Below are 19,333 nucleotides of genomic sequence, written 5' to 3'. Positions count from 1 at the left end.
GGACACCGCCATGTCGGAGCTTCTCGTCGACTTCATCACCTCCCTCGACGGCCACGCGTCGGGAGAGGGGTGGCCCGGGTTCTGGGGTCTCGAGGGCCCGGAGTACCTCGCATGGCTCGGCGCGCAGCCCGAGGCCACCTACCTGATGGGAGCTAACACCTACCACCTGATGTCGGGCTTCGCCGCAGGCGAGGTCCCCCATGGCCAAGACGAGTTCAGGCCCGAGGAAGAGGCGTCCGTCGACGAGCTCACGCAAGCCTCCAAGGTGGTGTTCTCCTCCTCACTCGAGGAGCCCCTGACGTGGGCCAACTCCACACTCGTCCGCGACGACGCCGTCGAGGCGGTCCGCGCCCTGAAGTCGAGCGGCTCGAAGCTCCTCAGCACGATCGGCAGCCTCAGCCTGTGCCGGTCCCTGCTACGAGCCGGACTCGTCGACCGCTTCCGGGTCGTGATCTTCCCGGTGATCACCGGGAGCACGGGCGCGGAACGCATCTACGATGGTTATCCGGACGTCGCCCTCGAGATGATCGAGCACCGCACCTTCGACGGCCGCATCCAGCTGGTCGAGTACAAGCCCCGCGTGCTTGAGCATCCGCCGCTCGCCGTCCCTGCGTGACGTCGCCCCGACCGCCCCGACCGCCCCGACCGCCCCGACCGCCCCGTCCGCCCGGTCTGGACGGCCGCCGGTCCGGCGTCGGCGGAGGCGAAGCTGACCTCGTCGGGCCCAGCCCACGTCAGGACGCCTAGGACCTGTCCGGCGGATCATGCTGGACAGGCACCGGTCCGGGCAGCCGGGCGGCGCGAGCGGTGATCCGGGGCCGCCCGCCCGGATCAGTGGTGCCACGCGGCACCCTTCACGTTGTGGATCATGCGCTGGAGGACCTTGAGAGTGCGGGCGTACTCTTCGTCCGGAATGCCCTCGTGTACCTGGCGGCGCAGTTCCGACTGCCGCGCCGCCGCACGGGAGTACAGTTCCGCGCCCGAGTCGGTCCGCAGCAGGTGCCCGTCCTCGTTCTGAAAGACCAGGCCCCGGGCGACGAGGCTGTCGATGTCGCCGGGCAGGTCATCGTCGGGGCCCGGGTAGTAGCTGAGGAAGCGGGTCAGTTCCGCGCGGCCCCAGCCCTTCGGGCGCTCGCTGAGGTGGTGCAGGACCCACCAGGCGGGCTGGGTCAGGCCGAGGACGCCGAGCGCGGTCCGGATGTTCTGGACGACGGCTTGGCCGGCCGCGTTGGCCCAGTATCCGATGGGCTGGGCGATGAGGCCGGTGTCGTCGTGGGAGGGGGCGAAGGGGGTTGAGTTGCTGCTCGAAGTGGTCATGGGAAGAACGTAGAATCTCAACTTAACTTGAGGTCAAGCGCCTTGGGGTACCGAGTCGGGCCGGACGGCCGACGGGCGGACTTGTCCGGTCGCTCATGTTCGGAGCCAGATCATGAGGGCTGCGGCTGTTGCGGTGCCGAGGAAGACGTAACCGCGCTTGTCGTATCTGGTCGCAACGGCTCGGTGTGGTTTGAGCCGGTTGATCGCTCGTTCGACGGTGTTGCGTTTCTTGTAGCGCTCTTCGTCGAAGCCGGGTGGTCGTCCGCCGCGTGAACCTTTGCGTAGGCGGGCGGCCTGGCTGTCGGTCCTCTCCGGGATGGTGTGCCGGATGCCGCGTCGTCGCAGGTACTCGCGGCAAGGCCCGTTGCTGTATGCCTTGTCCGCCGCGACGCTGTCGGGTTCTTGCGGGGCCGGCCCGGGCCCCGCCTGAGGACGCGGATCTTCTCCAGCGCGGGCTCGAACTGCGTGCAGTCCGCACGCTGCCCCGGTGTGACGATCAGAGACAACGGGCGGAAAGGCCGTCCGCGCTCAAGTGCAGCTTGGTGGTCAACCCGCCGCGCGAGCGGCCCTGGCCCTCACCTCCCGCACCACTTTCATCAGCCGGGCGCGGAGGTTCTGCCACGCGGTTTCGCCCTGGTGTTCTGGGCCTTGGCCCCCCTTTGAAGCGGGGATGGGCGGCGGGTCGATGCGGGCGCCGGCGGCGTGCTGATGCGCCCGCGCGATGGTGGAGTCGACCGATACGGCCCAGTCGATTTCGCCGGCCACGTCCGCCGCGGCCTGGACCTGCTGAAGCAGACGCTCCCAGGTCCCGTCACCGGACCGCAGTCGGTGCCGTTCGAAGACCGTCTTCCACGGACCGAACCGTTCAGGCAGGTCACGCCACCGAACACCCGTTCGCACCCGGTGCGGATTCCCGTCGATCACCTGCCGGTGGTCCCGCCGATGGCCACAACGCCTGTTGCTGACCGGCAGGAACGGCCGCAGCCGTTCCCACTCGGCATCACTCAGATCACCCCGCCCCATGTCCACATCAACGACCCGGACATGAAGTAGTCACATGATCGACCGGACAAGCCCTAGCCGTCGCCGGTCGCCGGGGCCGCCGTCTATCCCGAGGCCCAGTCGGCACGGAGCGTCAATCCATTCGCGCGATACTCGGAGCTCCGGGCCGCGCCCAGTCGCTGGCCGACGGACGGCGCGGCCAGGACGCCGGAGCCCCCCTCCGAGGTGCTTGATCAGCTGTCCGCCGGCTGGGATATCTTCCTGGCGCGGCATGTCGAGACTTTTCTCCGTGCCGCGTAAGGGAGGGAATCCATGCGCAACACTCTGCTTCAGCGCGTGGCCGCGTTGGCCACGACGTTGGGGCTCACATCGATGGGGCTGCTCGGAGCCGGCGCGACGCCCGCGCAGGCGGCGATCAGTGACTGCCCCCGGGGCTACTTCTGTGGCTGGGCGAACAGCGACGGCACGGGCTCGATGTTCAAGACGAGGACGAGCGTCGCCACCCTGGGGAGCTGGGACAACAAGATCCGGATGCGGTACAACCGCACCGGCCTGAACGTCTGCATGTACGACCAGCAGAACTACGGACTCGCGAACGGGTATTCATGGGATACCCCCGACCAGGACTATCCGACCAGCGGCGGTGCCGCTGACACCAGCTCCATCCTGCTCGTGCCCACGCTTCGCGAGTGTGAGGCGAAGCCTTATCCCTACTGGGAGACGGCGACGTCGCCGAAGGTCGGCGGGTTCGGCGACATGAACGGCGATCGGCGCGCGGACGCCGTGCTGCGTGACGAGGCCGGACGTCTGTTCTTCATGCCCGGCAACGGCACCGGGCGCCTGATCGGCTCCGGTGGCTGGAATGCCATGAGCGCCCTCGTGCGGCACGGTGACTTCAGTCGCGACGGCCGCGAGGACGTGATCGCCCGTGAGAAGGTCACCGGCAGGCTCTGGCTCTACCCGGGCACCGGCAGCGGGAGTCTCGGCGTTCGCAAGCTCATCGGCTCCGGTGGCTGGAACACCATGGGCATGCTCGCCGCGTTCGGTGACCTCTCCGGCGACGGCCGCTCCGACCTTCTCGGGGTGGAGAAGTCCACCGGCAGGCTCTGGCTCTACCCGGGCACGAGCAGTGGGGGCCTCGGCGCCCGCAAGCTCATCGGCTCCGGTGGGTGGAACGGCATGAACGCCCTCGTCGGTGCTGGTGACATGACGGGCGACGGCCGGGCCGACCTGGTTGCCCGGGAGAAGGCCACAGGGAAGCTGTGGCTCTACCCCGGCACCTCGCCCCGGACCCTCGGCGCCCGCAAGCTCATCGGCACCGGTGGCTGGAACGCCATGGATCACATCCTCGGCGTCGGCGACACCTCCGGCGACGGACGACCCGACCTGGAAGCGTCCGACGGCTTCTCGCTCTACCAGTACCAAGGACTCGCCACCGGCGGCCTGCGCAAGATCGACAACTACAACGGATCCTGGTGGGGCCTGGAAGACGCCACCGCCTTCTGACCCGCCCTTGAACGGCTTGTCCACCCCGTGCGACCCGCTCGGGGCAGGCCTGGCTCTCTCATCGCAACTGTGCCCGACCAGACCGCAGGCGCGGTCTGGTCGGGCACAGCCGTCAGCACAACGATGCGAACCACCCAAGGAATCGACGTCTCAGCCCGGCGGAACTGAACGTTCTTCCGGTGAACCTGTTCCTCCACCGGGGAGGCGGGCGGGAAAGTGATGGCCGGGCATGTGCGCCGACCGGTACGCCGACGTCGGGTGGCGAGTCCGTCGACGACGCGTGCGTCCCAGTTGTCCAGGACCGCGGCCGGGGGGTGGAAGAGGATCAGCGGTACGCCGTCGTGCGGGCCGAGCTGCGGTAGACGAAGTCGAGGCCGCGCACGGGCACGGAGCGGGTCGGCGTCCTCTGGTACGACGACGGGGTGGGGGTGGGAGAACTCCGCTGCGCACCCATGACCGGGTCCTGGGAAGAGAAGCGGTGTGGGGGCCTTCCGGTTGCCAGGGAGGAGAAGCAATGTGTGCGTCTTCCGCTTGCCTGGGAAGGTCTGCACGGCTCGTTCCGGTGCGGGTCTTCCCTCACTTCATCGTGACGACGACCTTGCCGGCCCTGGCGAGCCCCTTCTCGACGTACTCCATGGCCTCCCGGGTCTGATCGAACGGGAAGACACGGTCGACGACGGGACGGACCTTCCCGGACTCGACGAGGGCGGTGAGTTCGCGCAGCTGGTCGCCGCTGGCCTTCATGAACAGGAACGAGTACGTCACGTGGCGGCGCTTGGCGCGGCGCCGGATCCTGAAGCCCAGCACGCTGATCGCCAGGCGGAGGATCGGGTTGGCGCCCGACTCGCGGGCGAAGGCGGCGTCGGGAGGGCCTGCGACGCTGATGACCTTCCCGCCGGGCTTGAGTACCCGCAGGGACTTCTCGAGAGTCTCACCGCCGAGGCTGTCCAGGACCACGTCGTAGTCGTGGAGGACCGTCTCGAAGTCCTGCTTCTTGTAGTCGACGACGATGTCCGCGCCGAGTTCCTTCACCAGGTCGACCTTGGCTGTGCTCGCGGTGGCGGCCACGTGCGCGCCCAGCGCCTTCGCCAGCTGGACGGCGATGGTGCCCAGGCCGCCGGAGCCCGCGTGGATCAGGACCTTCTGGCCTGGCCGCACCTGCGCCCGCTCGACGAGGGCCTGCCACGAGGTGAGGGCGACCAGCGGGAGGGAGGCGGACTCCTCCATGGTGAGCGTGGCCGGTTTGATCGCAAGGTCGTCCTGGTGGGCGGCGATGAGCTCGGCGAACGTGCCGATGCGGTCCTTGTCGGGCCGGGCGTAGACCTCGTCGCCCACCGCGAACCGTGTGACGGCCGATCCGACGTGCACCACCGTCCCGGCGAGGTCGTTGCCCAGGATGAGCGGGAGTCGGTACGGCAGGATGGCCTTGAGGGCCCCGTCGCGGATCTTGAGGTCCAGCGGGTTGACGCTCGCCGCGTGGACCCGGACCAGGACGTCGTCAGCGCCCACCTGCGGGGCGGGCGTCTCGGCGGCGCGTACGCCAGGCTTGTCGCCGTACCGCTCGATCATGAAGGCCTTCATCGTCGTCTCCTCAGGCCGCGTGCGGCGCGGCGGCCAGGCTCTGCCTGACGTACCGGGTGATCTCGTCGGCGAGGATCTCGGGAAGTCCCGTCTCGATGCCGTCCAGGGCCTGTGCGGCGACGTCGGCGGGATCGGTCTTCTGATCGGCGGGTACGGCCGCGGCCATGTCGGTGTCCATGTAGGCGACGTGCAGCGCGGAGACGGCGATGCCGCGGGGCGCCAGTTCCTCCCGGGCCGCGTCGGTCAGTGCCCACGCGGCGGCCTTGGCCGCGGCGTAGGACCCGAGGCCGGCCGGGTGCAGCCAGGACAGGACGGACAGGACGTTGAGCACGGCGCCGCCGCCGTTGCCCTCGATGACGGGGGCGAAGGCCCGCGTCACGGCGAGCGGACCGAAGAAGTTCGTCTCCATCTCCAGGCGTATCGCGTCCAGGCCGCCCGCGATCAGTGGCGTGGCGGTGGAGATGCCCGCGTTGTTCACCAGCAGCGTCGCGTCGGCCGCGGTGCGGGCCGCGGCACGGATCGACTCCTCGTCCGTCACATCCAGTCGCAGCGGAATGACTCCGGGCAGGTCCACCGTCTCGGGGCGGCGGGCCGCCGCGTACACCGTCGCTCCGCGCTCCACGAGCTGGGCGGCGAGGTGCCGCCCGAGCCCTCGGTTTGCGCCGGTGACGACTGCGACCGCGTCCTTCAGTTCCATCGAAACTCCCGGTGTTGCGGGCCTCAAAAGACCCCGCTGATTAGATGATGGTTGCAATCTAACCTCTGCCCTATGATAGATGTCAAACGACATCCAATCGGGAGGTGGCTGATGGGCCGCGTATCGCAGGCACAAGCGGAGGAGAACCGTCGGCGGGTCGTGGAAACGGCCTCCCGGCTGTTCCGGGAGCAGGGCACCCACGTGAGCGTCGCCGACCTCATGCAGGCGTCCGGCCTCACCCACGGCGGCTTCTACAAACAGTTCGCCTCCAAGGAGGCACTCGTCGACGAAGCCACGGCCCACGCGTTCGGCGAACTCACCCGGCGTCGCCATGCCGGACTCGAACAGCACGCCGGACGGCGCGACGCCGCCCAGCGTGCGCTGATCGACACCTATCTCTCCGTCGAGCACCGGGACGGCGCGGCGGACGGGTGCCCCGCCGCCGCACTCGCCGGCGACATGGCACGCGCTCCCGGGGACCCCGAGGCCCGCCGCGTCTACGCCGAGGGAGTGGCCGACTTCGCCGAGTGGCTCACCACGGAGGACCAGGACGGCATCACCCGGCTGTGCACCATGCTCGGCGCTCTCGTCCTGGCCCGGGCCACCAAGGGCTCCCCGCTCTCCGAAGAGATCCTTACCACCGCGCGGGCGGCATTGAGGGAAACCACCTGATCACGGACACACTGACGGGCGGGACGCAGGAACGTGCCGGCCGATGTGCTGCCCTTCGGGGACGAGGGAGCCGTCCAGCACTACAACCCCGCCCTATCAGCCGGGGCCGAAGGGCGAGCGGCAGTCGGACCGTCGCTTACGTAAGGGAGACGCCGGCCAGTGTTGTGTACAGCGTGGGGTGGTGACGGGAGCGGCTCAGTGGACCGAGCGGCGGCCCGCCACGGAGCACGCACCGAGGTGGAGCGCTGTACTGCAGATCAACGTTGCCTTGGCGCCCCACTGGCCCGACGACATCGCCCCTCGTGACCGCAGAGCGGGCGAGCCACACACCGGCGCCTGGAACGCCGCCCCCGACACCTGCGCCAAAAACCTCGCTGCGTTCCTCGAGCGAACCACAGGGGTGTGTCGGCCGGTGACGGGGTGGCCGCCATGTCACCAGCCGTTTGGGCCGCGGTTCAGAGTGCGGCGAGTTCCTCGGCGACCGCCATGAGCGCGTCGCCGGGCAGGGCCTCGGCCGCCACTGCCGCGACCTCGATCAGCGGCATGGGCCCCAGGAGCTGGAGCGGTTCGAAGTCGAACAGGCCGGGCCGATGCCGGTCCCGTAGGACCGAGGTGAGCGTTTCCGATGGGAGGGTGGGCGGAGACCGTGAAGGTCCTGGGATCACCCGTTGGCGTACGCCGCCATCCGCACACCACGTGGCGCAGTGAGGCGGGGCCGGGCCGGGAAGCAGCCCGGGCACCCGTCGGCCGTGTCAGGACTCGTCGTCGTAATGGTCCCGGCTGCCGGACTTGGCCAGCCCGCGGCTGATCATGTAGCCGACGGTGAGGATCACGATGTACAGCCAGGCCTTGTCGGCGCGGAAGTAGTCGAGGTGGCCCTCTTCGGTGCCGACCAGCATGGAGGCGATCAGGACCGCGATCACGGAGGCGACGTAGACGAAGAACTCCGTCGTCTTCAGCGCCGACTTCGTCTCGGTCGACAGCCTGCGTGTCCGGTGTCCGGAAACGTCGGTACTGCTGGTCCGGCGACCTGCGGGGGTACCGCCCGGGTTCGCTGTGGTCATGGCAGCTGTCCAATCCATTGTGCGAAGCACGGAAGTGCTCCGCGGGCCGGGGTCACGCGTAGATCGACGGTGTCCCATCCGGCGGCTACCCCAAAAAACAGCAATAAACGTCAGGTAAAGGATAAATCGGGCCGCTCAGTTAGCCGAGCGGCGTCTGGTGGGATCGACGGCGCCAGCCGCTCATCGCCCGCCGTCGTTGCCCCTGAGATGTGCGTATCCACCTCACCCACCGCCGGCAGCGACATCACGGCCCTGCAGGACTGCCCGTGGCGGCGCGTCCTTCGTCGGAGGCGGGTCGGCACGGGAATGAGTGGCGTCCGTGCGACGTGAGCGAGGAGCGGGTTTCGGGTCGCCGGCGGCTGGGGGCGAGCCGGGCCTGTAGCGGTACCGGCACTCGCGTCTGCCGACGCTGGTGGTTGCGCTGCGGAGGCAGCTGTCGGCGTACTGAGAAAATTGCGCGGGCACGTACAGACGAACGTGCTGAGTCGTGGGGCCGGGACGGCAACCCTGCGGAGGGGTGTCCGTAAGCGTGCATGACTCCTCGGCGGTCTGAACCTGGAGGCGGCGGACGTAGGCTCTCCAGGATGCGGATAGGCGAGTTGTCACAGCGCACGGGCGTGAGTCCGCGCTCACTGCGGTACTACGAAGACCAGAGACTGCTGACCAGCTCACGCTCCGACGCGGGGCAGCGTCACTATTCCGATGCCGCGGTCCAGCGCGTGTCGCTCATCCGGCAGCTGTTCGACGCGGGGATGTCCAGCCGGGTGATCGCGACTGTGCTGCCGTGTGTGGACATCCCGGGTGACTTGGACGTCGCCGAGGAGACGTTCACGGCGATGCTGCGCGAGCGCGACCGGATCGACGCCGACATCGCGCACCTGATTGAGACCCGGAATGCACTCGACGTGCTGATCAGGGCCAACAGCAGGCATCGGGCGGAGCTTTCCGCGGCTCCGCAATCGGTGGCGCAGTCGACCTGATGCTGTGATCTGCATCTCAGCCGGTTGCCCCTGACATCAATGTCAGCGGTGAGGATGGCGACAGCACCCGGAGTCACCGGGTTGGCCATACGAGAGGCGGCTGAAGATGGGTCAGGCATGGGGTTTTCACAGGTATGGCGGGCCCGGGGTGCAGGAGTTCTTCGATCGTCCCGATCCCATACCCGGTCGCGGCGAGGTGCTGATCCGGGTCGATGTCGCCGGCGTGAATCCCCTCGACCACCTTCTGCGCTCAGGTCTGGTCGACGGGCTCGACGGCGGGCGTCCGTTTCCCCGCGTGCTGGGCATGGAGGCTGCCGGAACCCTTCTTGCCCGGGGCGAGGACGTCGACGGGCTGGAGGTGGGCGACGCCGTCTTCGGCTTCGCACTGACCGGGGGCGGCACCTACGCCGAGACGACGGTGCTGTCCGCACCGAACGCCGCGCGCATCCCGGCGGGTCTGTCCGCGGCCGTGGCGGCAACGCTGCCAGTGGCCGGGACGACCGCGGTGGACGTGCTCGACCAACTCGGCCTCCCGGCCGGCGCCACCGTCCTGGTCAACGGGGTCGGGGGCGGGGTAGGCCTCGCCGTCGCCCGACTGGCGATCGGGCGCGAGCTGCGCGTGATCGGCACCGGAAGTGCGGCCAAACGTGAGCACGCCGAGGGCATTGGGGTGCGGTTCATCGACTACACCGCCGAGGACGTCGCCGCCGCGGCACGCGAGCTGGTTCCGGGCGGCTTCGACGGGATCGTCGACCTGGTCGGAGGCACCTCGCTGCGGACGGTCGCTCCGCTGGCCCGGGAGCCCCGCGATGTCATTGCTGTGGGTGATACGTCTGTGTCCGATCTCGGTGGGCGTTTCGTCGAGCGTCGCGTCGACCGCGAGAACCTGGAGCGGTCGGCCCGGCTGGCCCTCGACGGAGTCCTCGCACCCGTCATCACGGCGGTCCATCCGCTCTTCGAAGCCCCGGCCGCCCTCGCCGCCGTCGAGAACGGTCATGCCTCGGGCAAGGTCGTCATCAAGGTGGCATGAAAGTGCCCGGTTGCCTGCCGCCGTCGACAGTCCTTAGCGGGCTGACGAGAACCACTGGTCAGCGCACCATCAACTGAGCACGTTCACCTGTACGGGGTTGAGCACGTTCAGGCGTACGCCGACAGCTGCACAGTCCGGCGAAACGCACCAGGTGCGCACCAGATGGAAGGTGTCGTACCACGCCCCCGGTCGGGCCCCCAGAACGCGTCGATCTGCTCCAACTCCTCGCGCCGCTCGTCCGACCGCGCCGGCCGACCACTGAACCGACAGCCCTCGGCACGGCGCTGTGCCCCGCCGATCGGACCAGCGAGGAACAGCAGCAACGTGCGAAGCGGCTGGGCACCGGCGACAACCTCGACCGGTAGCCGTGGGCACATGCTGGGCGTGCGTACGCCAGAGGGGTGCTGGCCTCGCGATGCGTGCTCCGTGCGCTGGTGCTTCGCGCCTGGCCCGGGCCCCGCAGATGGGCGAGCATCGAAGGGGGCCGCAACTGGCGCTGTAACCGCGTGAGTTAAGAGGCCCCTTGCACTGCCCGATGGTCCGGTCGAAGCTGCCGCGCCTTCTGCGGAGAGCCAGCACGGGATGGGAGAGGTCGTCATGGAAGAAGCATCTGGTGCTGAGGAACGACGTCGGTGGGATCGGGACTGGGACCGGGACCGGGACCGGGCCATGCCGGGGGACGGGGACTGGTTGATCTCCTTGCCGCCGTCGGGACGGGGCGGTAGAGCCGGCAGCGCGGAGGAGGCGGACCCCGTTGACATGCCGGCGAGGCCCGCGACGCCCTCGTCCGAGTCTGCGCTCAGCGCAGAGGAGACGCGTCGTGTCCTGTCAGCCTTGTCGGACGGACCCGGGTTCGCCGTCCTGCGGGGTCTTGCTGTGCAGGGTCTCACCGATCAGGCGTGCGCCGACCTGTGCCGGTCGGTCATCTCCGTAACGGGATCCCCCCGTCCCAGGGAATCCGCCGCGACGATGGACGATCTCCTCACCACGCCCCGAGCCCCGTCCTCAGCCCCAGCCGTCGGAGAGGGAAGTTCTCGTGCTGGTGTGGAGGTGGCAGCGCTGGCCCCGCACACCGACCGGGCCGGTCCGCCCGGACCACCGCGTTTCCTTGCCCTGCTGTGCGTCAGACCCGCTCCCGCGGGCGGGGAGACCGTGCTGATCAGCGGCCACAGTCTCCATCAACGGCTGATGGACTGCCGGCCCGCGGTCTTGCCGGAGCTCTACCGGGACTTCCGCTTCGGCGCGGAGCCCGTTCTGGCCCGCACCGCCCCTGTCTTCACCCGGACCGGCACCCGTATCACCGTGCAGTACAACCGGTATCAGATCGAGCGCGGTCACCAAGCCGCCCGCCGCCCGCTGACACCGGCGCAGACCGACGCCCTCGACGCATTCGACGAAGCACTCAGCGACCAGGCCCCGCTCCTACATCTGCAACTGCGCCGCGGGGACCTCCTCCTGCTGAACAATCACACGGTCCTGCACGGCCGGACCGCCTACACCGACCCGCACCGGCAACGCTGCCTCACCCGAGCCTGGGCCGACTGACGCAGCACCGCGGCAACGACCATGCGGGTCGCCGCTCCAAGCCGACACCCCGGGACCGCGTCCCGCGACTCCTCGCACTGACGAGCTCACCGCTCACCATCCCAAGGCCGAACACGAGTCGGCACAAGGCGCACCTTGTGGAGGCCACCAGAGTCCTGAACATCCCCATGGTCCTGGCCTACGGCCCCCGAACGCCCTCACGCCCCCATCCATGAGGCCAGGCGGACTCCCTCCCCATCCGCGCCGCCGTAGCCGGGGCAGCTCACCGAGCTCCTCGAATCAGCCACGGTCAACGGCGGCCGCTCCGCGAGCCGAGAGCGGCGCCCGGCCGACATGTGCCGGGGTAGGCCATACGGGTGGAATGGGATTTGCCACTCGATTCCGGGGCGGGGAACGATCTTGTGCTGTGGAGAAACTGAAGCGGGACGATGCCGGCCTGATCGTTGAACTGGAGCCGGAAGTATCCAGGTTGCTGGATCGTCATGTCGCGGCGGCACGCGAGTGGTTTCCGCATCAGTACGTGCCGTGGAGCATGGGCCGGGACTTCGACGGCCCGCTCGACGGCGAACCCTGGCGGGAGGGCCAGTCCCGGCTGGACCCTGCGGCGCGCTCGGCGCTGGTCGTGAACCTCCTGACCGAGGACAACCTGCCCGGCTACTACCACGCCCTGGCGGTGAACTCGACTCGGGACGGGGCGTGGGGGGAGTGGCTGAACCGGTGGACCGCGGAGGAGGACCGGCACGCGTCTGCCATCCGCAGCTACCTTCACGCCACGCGCGCGGTGGACCCCGTCTCGCTGGAACGGGCCCGGATGGCACAGGTCAGCACGGGCTTCGAATCCCCTGCGGCAGGATGCCTGAGCGGAATTGCGTACGTGACGCTGCAGGAGCTCGCGACCCGGATCAGTCACCGCAACACCGGCCGCTTCAGCGGGGACCCGGTGTGCGAAGGGCTGATGACGCGGATCGCGCAGGACGAGAACCTGCACATGGTCTTCTACCGCGACGTGCTGCGCGCCGCCCTCGAGCTCGCCCCGGACCAGGCCTTGATGGCTGTGGAGGAGAGCGTGCGGTCGTTCCGCATGCCGGGCCACGCCATGCCGGGCTTCGCCTCGATGGCGGCCCAGATCGCCATCGCCGGCGTGTACGACCCGCGCATCCACCACGACGACGTCCTCGTCCCACTCCTGCGCAGCCTCAGGATCTTCGATCTCGAGCGGCTCGGCCCCCGGGGCGAACAGGCCCGCGACAGCCTGGCCGCGCACCTCGAGCGCCTTGAGGCCCGGGCCGGGCTGTTCGTCGAGCGCCGCGCCCAGGCACTGGCCGCTCGTCAGCGTCGCGGCCGCGGAGACCGGACGCCGGCCCCGGCAACGCCGGTGACCACGTGAGGGGGAAGCAGGCCGACCCCGGCACGGCACCACCTGCCCCGCCCTCCGGTCGGTTCTCCGCGCAGAAGACGGGTGAAGCGTCCCGTCGACGGGCATGGACGAGCACCACGGTGGTGTGCTCGGCCCTGTTCCTCCTCGGGCTGGACTTCACCGTCCTGAACGTCGCGATCCCCGCACTCCAGGAAGACCTGGGGCCTTCGATGGCCCAGACACAGTGGATCGTCGACGGCTACGCCCTCGCCCTGGGCGGTTGTGTCCTGGCCACCGGCACTCTGGGCGACACCTACGGCCGTCGGCGCGCCTTCGTGGCCGGACTGCTCCTGTGCGGTCTCGCATCGCTGCTCGGTGCGTCGGCCGACGCTGTGGAACAAGTGATCGTGGCGCGCTGCGGCATGGGACTGGGCGCCGCGCTGTTCATGCCCGCGACCCTGGCGACGATCGTCCACGTCTTCTCCGACGACGCTGATCGCCGACGGGCGATCTCACTGTGGGCGGCCGTCGCGGGCATCGGCGCACTCACCGGCCCGCTCGCCGGCGGTTGGCTCGTGGAGCACTCCACGTGGCGGGCCGTGTTCTGGATCAACATCCCCCTCGCCCTGGCCCTGGCCGCTGTGGCCCTGCGGGTGGTTCCCGAGTCCCGCCACGTGAGGCCGGGCAGACTCGACTGGCAGGGTGCTGGCCTGTCGTGTGCCGGGCTCCTGGTCCTGGTCTGGGCGGTCATCGAAGCACCCGGCCGGGGCTGGACCAGTGCCACGGTGCTGGGCGCCTTCGCCGGGGCGGCAGTGCTCCTGGGACTGTTCGTCGCCTGGGAGGCCCACAGCGCCCGGCCGATGGTCCCGCCCGCGCTCTTCGGACGAGGTCCGGTGGGGCCGGCCTGCGTCGCACTCGCGGCGATGTCGTTCTGCGGGATGGGCGCCATGTTCATCCTCACCCTCTACCTGCAGCAGGTACGCGGACACAGCCCCTGGGAGGCGGGAGTCCGTACGATCCCGCTCTCACTCGCGCTGGCGGTCGGCGCCGCCCTCTCGCCCACGCTGCTCGGGCGCTTCGGCGCCCGCGTGCCGGTGACGGCCGGTCTGGTGCTGGTCACCGGCGGGTTCGCCGTCATGGCCGGTCTGGAGACCGGGTCGAGCTACGCCCGGATCCTGGCGTTCGAGGCCCTGATGGGGCTGGGCAGCGGGCTGGTGGCACCAGTGGCGACCGAACTCGTGCTGATCGCCGTGCCCGCGGCGAAGTCCGGTCTCGGTTCGGCCCTCAACGACGCCACCCGGCAGGTCGGCTCCACCCTGGGCGTCGCGGTCCTCGGCTCGATCCTGGCCACGGTCTTCACCTGGCGGATCGAAGACCGACTCCAGGCCGACCCGGCCGCGCAGGTCCTTCTCCGGGATCAGGGAGGCTCGGGTCTGCTGGCCGGCGCCAGCCAAACCGGCCCGGGCACCGGAGCCGTCCTGGCCCAAGAAACGAACGCGGCGTTCGCCCACGGCATGACGGCCGCCGCGGTCGCCGGCGCGGGCGCGGCGCTTCTGGCCGCCGCGCTGTCGTGGCGCACGCTGCCGACCTGTGCGCGCCCACGTGTCGGTCTGCCCCGGGCCGCCGCCGAACCCTGCGAACCGGTTGCCGCGGAACCGGCGCACGCCGCACCTCACCGCTGACCGAACCTCCCTGCCCGACCCGCGCCCCGTGCTGCACGGACGGGTTACTCCTATCGCGAAGGCTCTGACGATGACTCAGACGTACCAGATCATCACCGACTGCCTTGTCCAGGACTTCGAAGTCCCGGCCGACCGCGTCACCCCCGGCGTCACCCTGGACCAGCTCGACCTCGACAGCCTCTCCCTCGTCGAACTCTCCCTGATCGTCGAAGAGCGGCTCGGCCTGGCCGCCACCGACATCCGTCAGGACATCACCCTCGCGGAACTCGCCACCCTCGCCGAATCGGCCACAGCCGGTCAGGCCGTTACCCAGCCCGCCGTCGCCCCCGGTGGGCAGCTGTGAGCGGCCAAGCGATCGCCGTCACCGGCCTGGGCCTGGTGACACCCGCTGGAATGGGCACGGCCGCTACCTGGGAGCACATGTGCACCGGCGCCCCGACCGCCACGAGTGATCCCGAACTCGCCGGTCTCGCCGTGGATTTCTCCTGCCGGGTGCGCGACCTGGATGGTCGCCGGCGCCTCGGCGGCCGCCTGTGCATGCGCCTGGACCGCTTCGGACAGATGGCGATCATTGCCGCACGCGAGGCTGTCATCCACGCGCGCCTGGACTCCAAGGACTGGGACGCCCCTCGGGTCGGCGTCGTCCTGGGCGTGGGCGCGAACAGCCTGAGTACCTATCCGGTGGAATTCGGACGCCTCCGAGACGGCCACGCCGACAAGGTCTCCCCCTTCGCCCTGCCCCGCAGCGTGCCGAACATGGTGGCCGGCGCGGTCAGCCTGGACCTGGGGGCGCAAGGCCCGAGCTTCACCACCAGCAGCGCCTGCGCCTCCGGCGCCACCGCCCTGGCCGTAGCGTGCGACCTGCTGCGCAGCGGCGCCTGCGACATCGTGATCAGCGGTGGCAGCGAGAGCGCGAGCTCCGTCATGTGCTCGGTGACGTTCGGGCAGATGCAGGCCCTGTCGAAGCGCTGCCACGACCCGGCCGGCGCGTCACGCCCCTTCGACGCGGACCGCGACGGCTTCGTCCTGGGCGAAGGCGCAGGCATCCTCGTCCTGGAGCGCACCAGCCACGCCCGGGCCCGCGGTGCCCGCACTCTCGCCTACCTGGCGGGCTATGCCTCCTCCTGCGACGCCTACCACTACACCTCACCCCACCCCGAAGGTGAGGGCCTGGCCCAGGCGATCCGCTCGGCGTTGGCAGACGCCGACCTGGCCCCCCACGACATCGGCCATGTCAACGCCCACGGCACTTCCACCGAACTCAACGACGCGACCGAGGCCCGGGCCCTGCACCAGGTCTTCCGCCGTCCGCCGCCGGTGACCGCCAACAAGAGCGTCATCGGACACTCCATGGGCGCGGCCGGTGCGATCGAAGCCGCCATGACCGTCCTCACCCTCCAGCACCAGTTGATCCCCCCCACCGCCAACCTCGACCGTATGGACCCCGCCATCGACCTCGACATCGTCACCAAAATCCCGCGCCCCGCACGGATCGACGCTGCGCTCTCCGCCTCCAGCGGCTTCGGCGGCCAGAACGCGGCCCTCGTCCTCACCCGAGCCTGACCCATGTCCGCGTGCCGCCCCCGACTCCGCGGCTCCGGACGTTGCCCCGCGGGCACGCCTCGGCGCTCGCACCGCTCCTCGACTCGGGGCGCGCCGCCCGCACCGCCTCTCTGCCAGCCCCGTCGAACCTCTGAAAGGGCTCTCTCGTGCTGAAGCACTCCACAGACTGGCTCACCGAACTGGAACCGGTCGTAGCAACCCTGCTCGACCGCCATCTGTCGAGGGCCCAGGAGTGGTTTCCCCACCAGTACGTCCCCTGGGGCCGCGGCCAGGACTACGACGGCCCTCTCGACGGCATGTCCTGGCAGGACGCGCAGTCGGCGCTCAGCCCCGTAGCGAAGTCAGCTCTCGTCCTGAGTGTTCTGACCGAGGAGAACCTGCCCGTCTACCACCACAGGCTCGCCGCCAACGCCCCCCGATTCGACGCCTGGGACGAATGGATCCACCGCTGGACCGCAGAGGAGGACCGGCACGGATCGGCGATGCTCTCCTACATCCACACCACACGTGCCGTCGACCCGATCGCACTGGAGCGCGCCCGCATGCGGTTCATGTCCACACCGCCCCGCCCCGACGATCTGCCCTCCGACCCGCTGCACGGCCTCGCCTACGTGATGATCCAGGAACTCGCCACCCGCGTCGCCCACCGCAACACCGGCATGCAGTGCGGCGAGAGCGTGTGCGCCCGGCTCTTCGCCCGCGTGGCACAGGACGAGAACCTCCACATGGTCTTCTACCGCGACCTGTACGCCGCCGTCCTCGACCTCATGCCCGACCAGGCCATGGCGAGCCTGTGGCGTGCTGTGAAAGGTTTCCGCATGCCCGGCCAGGCGATTCCCGGGTTCGCCGAGATGAACGCCCGTATCGCCGCTGCCGGCTGGTACGACCTGGAGATCTTCTACAACGACGTTCTCACACCCCTCCTCAAGACCCTGCGCATCCATGAGCGCACCGACCTCGGCCCTCAGGGCGAGCAGGACCGCGCTGACGTCCTCGCCTACACCGAACGCCTCCACCGGACATCCGTCCGCTTGCGGGAACGGCGTCCTGCCGCACTGCTACAGGAGTGCTGATGACCTACCCCCGAAGACTTCGCCGGCTGACCCGCGCCACGCGGCGGATCGCCGCGGACCTCATCGCACGCGCGCTCCTGAGCAACGGCTTCCGCCCCCACCACCACAAGACGTTCCCCATCGCCGACGGCAGCTACGGAAACCACGACGGCCCCGCCCTCTCCCTGCTCATCCTGGGCGACTCCATCGCAGCCTCCCTCGGAACCTCCGCCGTCCACGAGACCCTCGGCGCACAGTGCGCCGCCACCCTCAGCCACGCCACTCGCCGCCCCGTACACCTGCGCGTCCTCGCACGGCCCGGCACCACCACCGGGTTCATGAAGCACCAACTCCGCAGAGCCCTCCGCCACCCTCACCCCCCGGGAATCGCCCTGATCATCGTCGGCGGCAACGACATCGTCGCCGGGACCCCCCTCCGATACGCCGCGAAGAACCTCGCCCAGCACGTCACCCGACTCCGCCAAGCCGGCTGGCACGTACTGGTCGGAACCTGCTGGGACGTAGGCCACGTACCAGCCGTCCGCCGCTGGCTACGCACCCCCCTCTCCCGCCGTAGCCGCCGCCTCGAACGTCTCCAGACCGCAGCAGCCCGACAAGCCGGAGCCGTCGCCATCCCCCTACGAGACCCCCGGTACAGCACAGAAGCGAAACTCTTCGCCGCCGACCGCATCCATCCCTCCGCTCACGGCCACGCCCTACAGGTGCAGGTCCTCGCGGGCGCCCTCACGGCACAACGCCGGTCCGGTGACACCTCGCGTGTGCCGACACGGAGCTTGTAGCTGACGACGGTGCGCGGTACGGAGGCGCGGCGTGCGGCTCACGGCCTGATCTCCGGGGGAATGAGGCACGAATGTCGCTCAGGCCCGGGGGTCAGGCAGTCGGCCGCGGCCGTGGTGTGGGACTGCCGCCACGGCTTGCGGACCTCGACCAGCCGCCGGCACCCCCTCGGCAAGGCCACCGAGACCGCGCCCGAGGGTAAGGGGATCCGCCAGCTGGGCAAGCGGGCTGCGCCCGGAGCCTGAAGAGCTCCTCGCCGCCCGGCACGAAGGACGCAAGGGCGCCCGGCGTCCCCAGGCGAACATGGACGAGCGCATCAGCTGTGAAGACTCACACTGACAAGCCGCCAACAGGGCCGCACACTTCCGGCGATCACCTGGCCAGGGCCAGAAATCCCCTCCTGGACAACACGGGCGCCGATGAGTGGATGGGGCAGCTGCGCCGCACCATCCTGAGCCCGCACGCGGGGCCGTCGGGTCGGCGCGGCGGGGTCTTGAGGGCGCTGTGCGGATCGCGCAGCATCGCCGCCCGTCGGCTACCTCCTGCGGCACGCCGAGCCCCATGCCGACGGTGCCGAGGAAGCTGGCGGCCACGCGCATGTCCGCAGCGCAGCGGTTCGCCTCCGACGGACGAGTAGGCGGGGCACAGCTCAGCGCACGAAGTCCGTCACTGTGCCGTGGTTGTCGGGGGCGGTCAGGCTCCAGAGGATCAGGCCCACGATGATGGCCAGCAGGATCAGCCCCGGCACGTTGTCCGCCGCCCAACTGACGGGCTGCCGAAACGGCGGGCCGGATGTGGCGTCCTCGCGTGCAGAGTCGGAGTCGGCGCGCTGCCAGGGCGCGACCTCGGCCTCACCCCGGGCGATCCGTGCGGCCACGTGGCGCACGTCGGCCGCGTGGTACGTCGGCTCCCGGGTCAGGTCCGGGGAGGGCGCACCCGAGGTGCGTACGCTGTTGGCCCGCGCCACGGCCCTGATGCTGCTCGGCCTGATCTGCGGCCAGATCTCCCGGACTTCGGCCTTCGTCAGCCAGCCTTCCCCGTCCTCAAGGTCCTGCTCGTCCGCTGCCCCCATCCGAAGTCCGCCCCCTCGCTCGCCGACCACGCTTGGCCTGCTACCCAGAGCTTGATACCCAGACCGTCGAAAGATCACCCGGCCGGGCAGTCACATTCGAAACTCACGCCCACCGCGAGCGGTAGAGAAATGGCTTCTCACGTGTCTCGGCACGACAGCGGGAAAGCCCATGGGGATGCGGTCGCGCGGCCCGGGAAAGCCCATGAGGGTGCGGTCGCGCGGCCCGGGTCCGCGCCCCTGGCCCGGGCAGTCCTCCCGCGGTGCGATCCGGAACCCCGTGTACGCACGCGCGTGGAGACGCGCCCGACATGCCGAAGCGGGGCCCCCCCCAGGCCGGGGCGCGGCGGGGGGGGGCGGCGGCTTGGGCGGACCCCCCGGACCGGCCCCGGCGGGGGGCGTAAAGCCCCAGCCCCGC

18 protein-coding genes and 1 pseudogene are annotated in these 19,333 nt (G+C 70.0%); 12 read left to right on the top strand and 7 right to left on the bottom strand.

Annotation, left to right across the window (positions count from 1 at the left end):
- The first annotated feature begins 10 nt into the window (after positions 1–10).
- On the top strand, positions 11–616 hold the full coding sequence (locus tag ACFWV2_RS28520) for a dihydrofolate reductase family protein (RefSeq protein WP_384409171.1): 606 nt from the start codon (positions 11–13) through the stop codon (positions 614–616).
- 215 nt (positions 617–831) lie between these two features.
- Here ACFWV2_RS28520 and ACFWV2_RS28515 read toward each other — a convergent pair whose 3' ends face one another.
- Positions 832–1,317: a MarR family winged helix-turn-helix transcriptional regulator gene (locus ACFWV2_RS28515; RefSeq protein WP_384409169.1), complete on the bottom strand. Its 486-nt coding sequence runs from the start codon at positions 1,315–1,317 to the stop codon at positions 832–834.
- Positions 1,318–1,410: 93 nt separating this feature from the next.
- Positions 1,411–2,340, bottom strand: a pseudogene (locus ACFWV2_RS28510) (IS5 family transposase).
- 291 nt (positions 2,341–2,631) lie between these two features.
- Between ACFWV2_RS28510 and ACFWV2_RS28505 the strand changes: the two are divergent.
- Complete coding sequence (locus ACFWV2_RS28505; protein ID WP_384409167.1) at positions 2,632–3,825, top strand: FG-GAP-like repeat-containing protein; 1,194 nt, start codon at positions 2,632–2,634, stop codon at positions 3,823–3,825.
- Between the two features lie 325 nt (positions 3,826–4,150).
- On the opposite strand, the gene ACFWV2_RS28500 is transcribed toward ACFWV2_RS28505, so the two are convergent.
- The 3 genes from ACFWV2_RS28500 to ACFWV2_RS28490 all read right to left on the bottom strand — a co-directional run bounded on the left by ACFWV2_RS28500 (position 4,151) and on the right by ACFWV2_RS28490 (position 6,103).
- Positions 4,151–4,279, bottom strand: a complete 129-nt coding sequence (locus ACFWV2_RS28500; RefSeq protein WP_384409165.1) for a hypothetical protein — start codon at positions 4,277–4,279, stop codon at positions 4,151–4,153.
- Between the two features lie 122 nt (positions 4,280–4,401).
- Positions 4,402–5,406: an NADP-dependent oxidoreductase gene (locus tag ACFWV2_RS28495; protein WP_384409163.1), complete on the bottom strand. Its 1,005-nt coding sequence runs from the start codon at positions 5,404–5,406 to the stop codon at positions 4,402–4,404.
- A 10-nt stretch (positions 5,407–5,416) separates the two neighbouring features.
- Complete coding sequence (locus ACFWV2_RS28490) at positions 5,417–6,103, bottom strand: SDR family oxidoreductase (RefSeq protein ID WP_384409161.1); 687 nt, start codon at positions 6,101–6,103, stop codon at positions 5,417–5,419.
- Positions 6,104–6,214: 111 nt separating this feature from the next.
- Here ACFWV2_RS28490 and ACFWV2_RS28485 point away from each other — a divergent pair, with 111 nt between their 5' ends.
- A complete protein-coding gene (locus tag ACFWV2_RS28485; RefSeq protein ID WP_384409159.1) occupies positions 6,215–6,775 on the top strand; it encodes a TetR/AcrR family transcriptional regulator in 561 nt (186 codons plus the stop codon).
- 752 nt (positions 6,776–7,527) lie between these two features.
- Here the strand turns inward: ACFWV2_RS28485 and ACFWV2_RS28480 are convergent.
- Positions 7,528–7,839, bottom strand: coding sequence for a hypothetical protein (locus ACFWV2_RS28480; RefSeq protein WP_384409157.1), 312 nt, complete (start codon positions 7,837–7,839; stop codon positions 7,528–7,530).
- A gap of 584 nt (positions 7,840–8,423) precedes the next feature.
- On the opposite strand from ACFWV2_RS28480, the gene ACFWV2_RS28475 reads away from it, so the two are divergent.
- The 9 genes from ACFWV2_RS28475 to ACFWV2_RS28435 all read left to right on the top strand — a co-directional run bounded on the left by ACFWV2_RS28475 (position 8,424) and on the right by ACFWV2_RS28435 (position 17,848).
- Positions 8,424–8,819, top strand: a complete 396-nt coding sequence (locus tag ACFWV2_RS28475) for a MerR family transcriptional regulator (protein ID WP_384409155.1) — start codon at positions 8,424–8,426, stop codon at positions 8,817–8,819.
- A 148-nt stretch (positions 8,820–8,967) separates the two neighbouring features.
- A complete protein-coding gene (locus ACFWV2_RS28470; protein WP_384409153.1) occupies positions 8,968–9,849 on the top strand; it encodes an NADP-dependent oxidoreductase in 882 nt (293 codons plus the stop codon).
- Between the two features lie 582 nt (positions 9,850–10,431).
- Positions 10,432–11,394 carry a TauD/TfdA family dioxygenase gene (locus ACFWV2_RS28465; RefSeq protein ID WP_384409151.1) on the top strand — a complete coding sequence of 321 codons (963 nt, stop codon included), beginning with the start codon at positions 10,432–10,434 and terminating at the stop codon, positions 11,392–11,394.
- Between the two features lie 406 nt (positions 11,395–11,800).
- Positions 11,801–12,781 carry an acyl-ACP desaturase gene (locus tag ACFWV2_RS28460; RefSeq protein ID WP_384409149.1) on the top strand — a complete coding sequence of 327 codons (981 nt, stop codon included), beginning with the start codon at positions 11,801–11,803 and terminating at the stop codon, positions 12,779–12,781.
- Positions 12,782–12,891: 110 nt separating this feature from the next.
- Positions 12,892–14,433, top strand: coding sequence for an MFS transporter (locus ACFWV2_RS28455; protein ID WP_384409147.1), 1,542 nt, complete (start codon positions 12,892–12,894; stop codon positions 14,431–14,433).
- 70 nt (positions 14,434–14,503) lie between these two features.
- Entirely contained in the window at positions 14,504–14,776 is a 273-nt protein-coding gene (locus ACFWV2_RS28450) for an acyl carrier protein (RefSeq protein WP_384409145.1), read from the top strand.
- Positions 14,773–15,996 carry a beta-ketoacyl-[acyl-carrier-protein] synthase family protein gene (locus ACFWV2_RS28445; RefSeq protein WP_384409143.1) on the top strand — a complete coding sequence of 408 codons (1,224 nt, stop codon included), beginning with the start codon at positions 14,773–14,775 and terminating at the stop codon, positions 15,994–15,996. Before ACFWV2_RS28450 ends, ACFWV2_RS28445 begins: the two co-directional genes overlap by 4 nt.
- A 146-nt stretch (positions 15,997–16,142) precedes the next feature.
- Positions 16,143–17,069 (top strand): acyl-ACP desaturase, encoded by a 927-nt coding sequence (locus ACFWV2_RS28440; protein ID WP_384409141.1) that lies wholly within the window; start codon positions 16,143–16,145, stop codon positions 17,067–17,069.
- On the top strand, positions 17,069–17,848 hold the full coding sequence (locus ACFWV2_RS28435) for a GDSL-type esterase/lipase family protein (protein ID WP_384409139.1): 780 nt from the start codon (positions 17,069–17,071) through the stop codon (positions 17,846–17,848). The genes ACFWV2_RS28440 and ACFWV2_RS28435 overlap by 1 nt, the downstream gene beginning before the upstream one ends.
- Before the next feature lie 647 nt (positions 17,849–18,495).
- Here the strand turns inward: ACFWV2_RS28435 and ACFWV2_RS28430 are convergent.
- Positions 18,496–18,918 (bottom strand): hypothetical protein, encoded by a 423-nt coding sequence (locus ACFWV2_RS28430; protein ID WP_384409137.1) that lies wholly within the window; start codon positions 18,916–18,918, stop codon positions 18,496–18,498.
- Between the last annotated feature and the right edge of the window lie 415 nt (positions 18,919–19,333).

This window comes from Streptomyces sp. NPDC058671, from assembly GCF_042716475.1.
In the GTDB taxonomy this organism is placed as follows: domain Bacteria; phylum Actinomycetota; class Actinomycetes; order Streptomycetales; family Streptomycetaceae; genus Streptomyces.
Note: the sequence above shows the minus strand (reverse complement) of the source record. Positions and strands in the feature narration are given on the sequence as shown.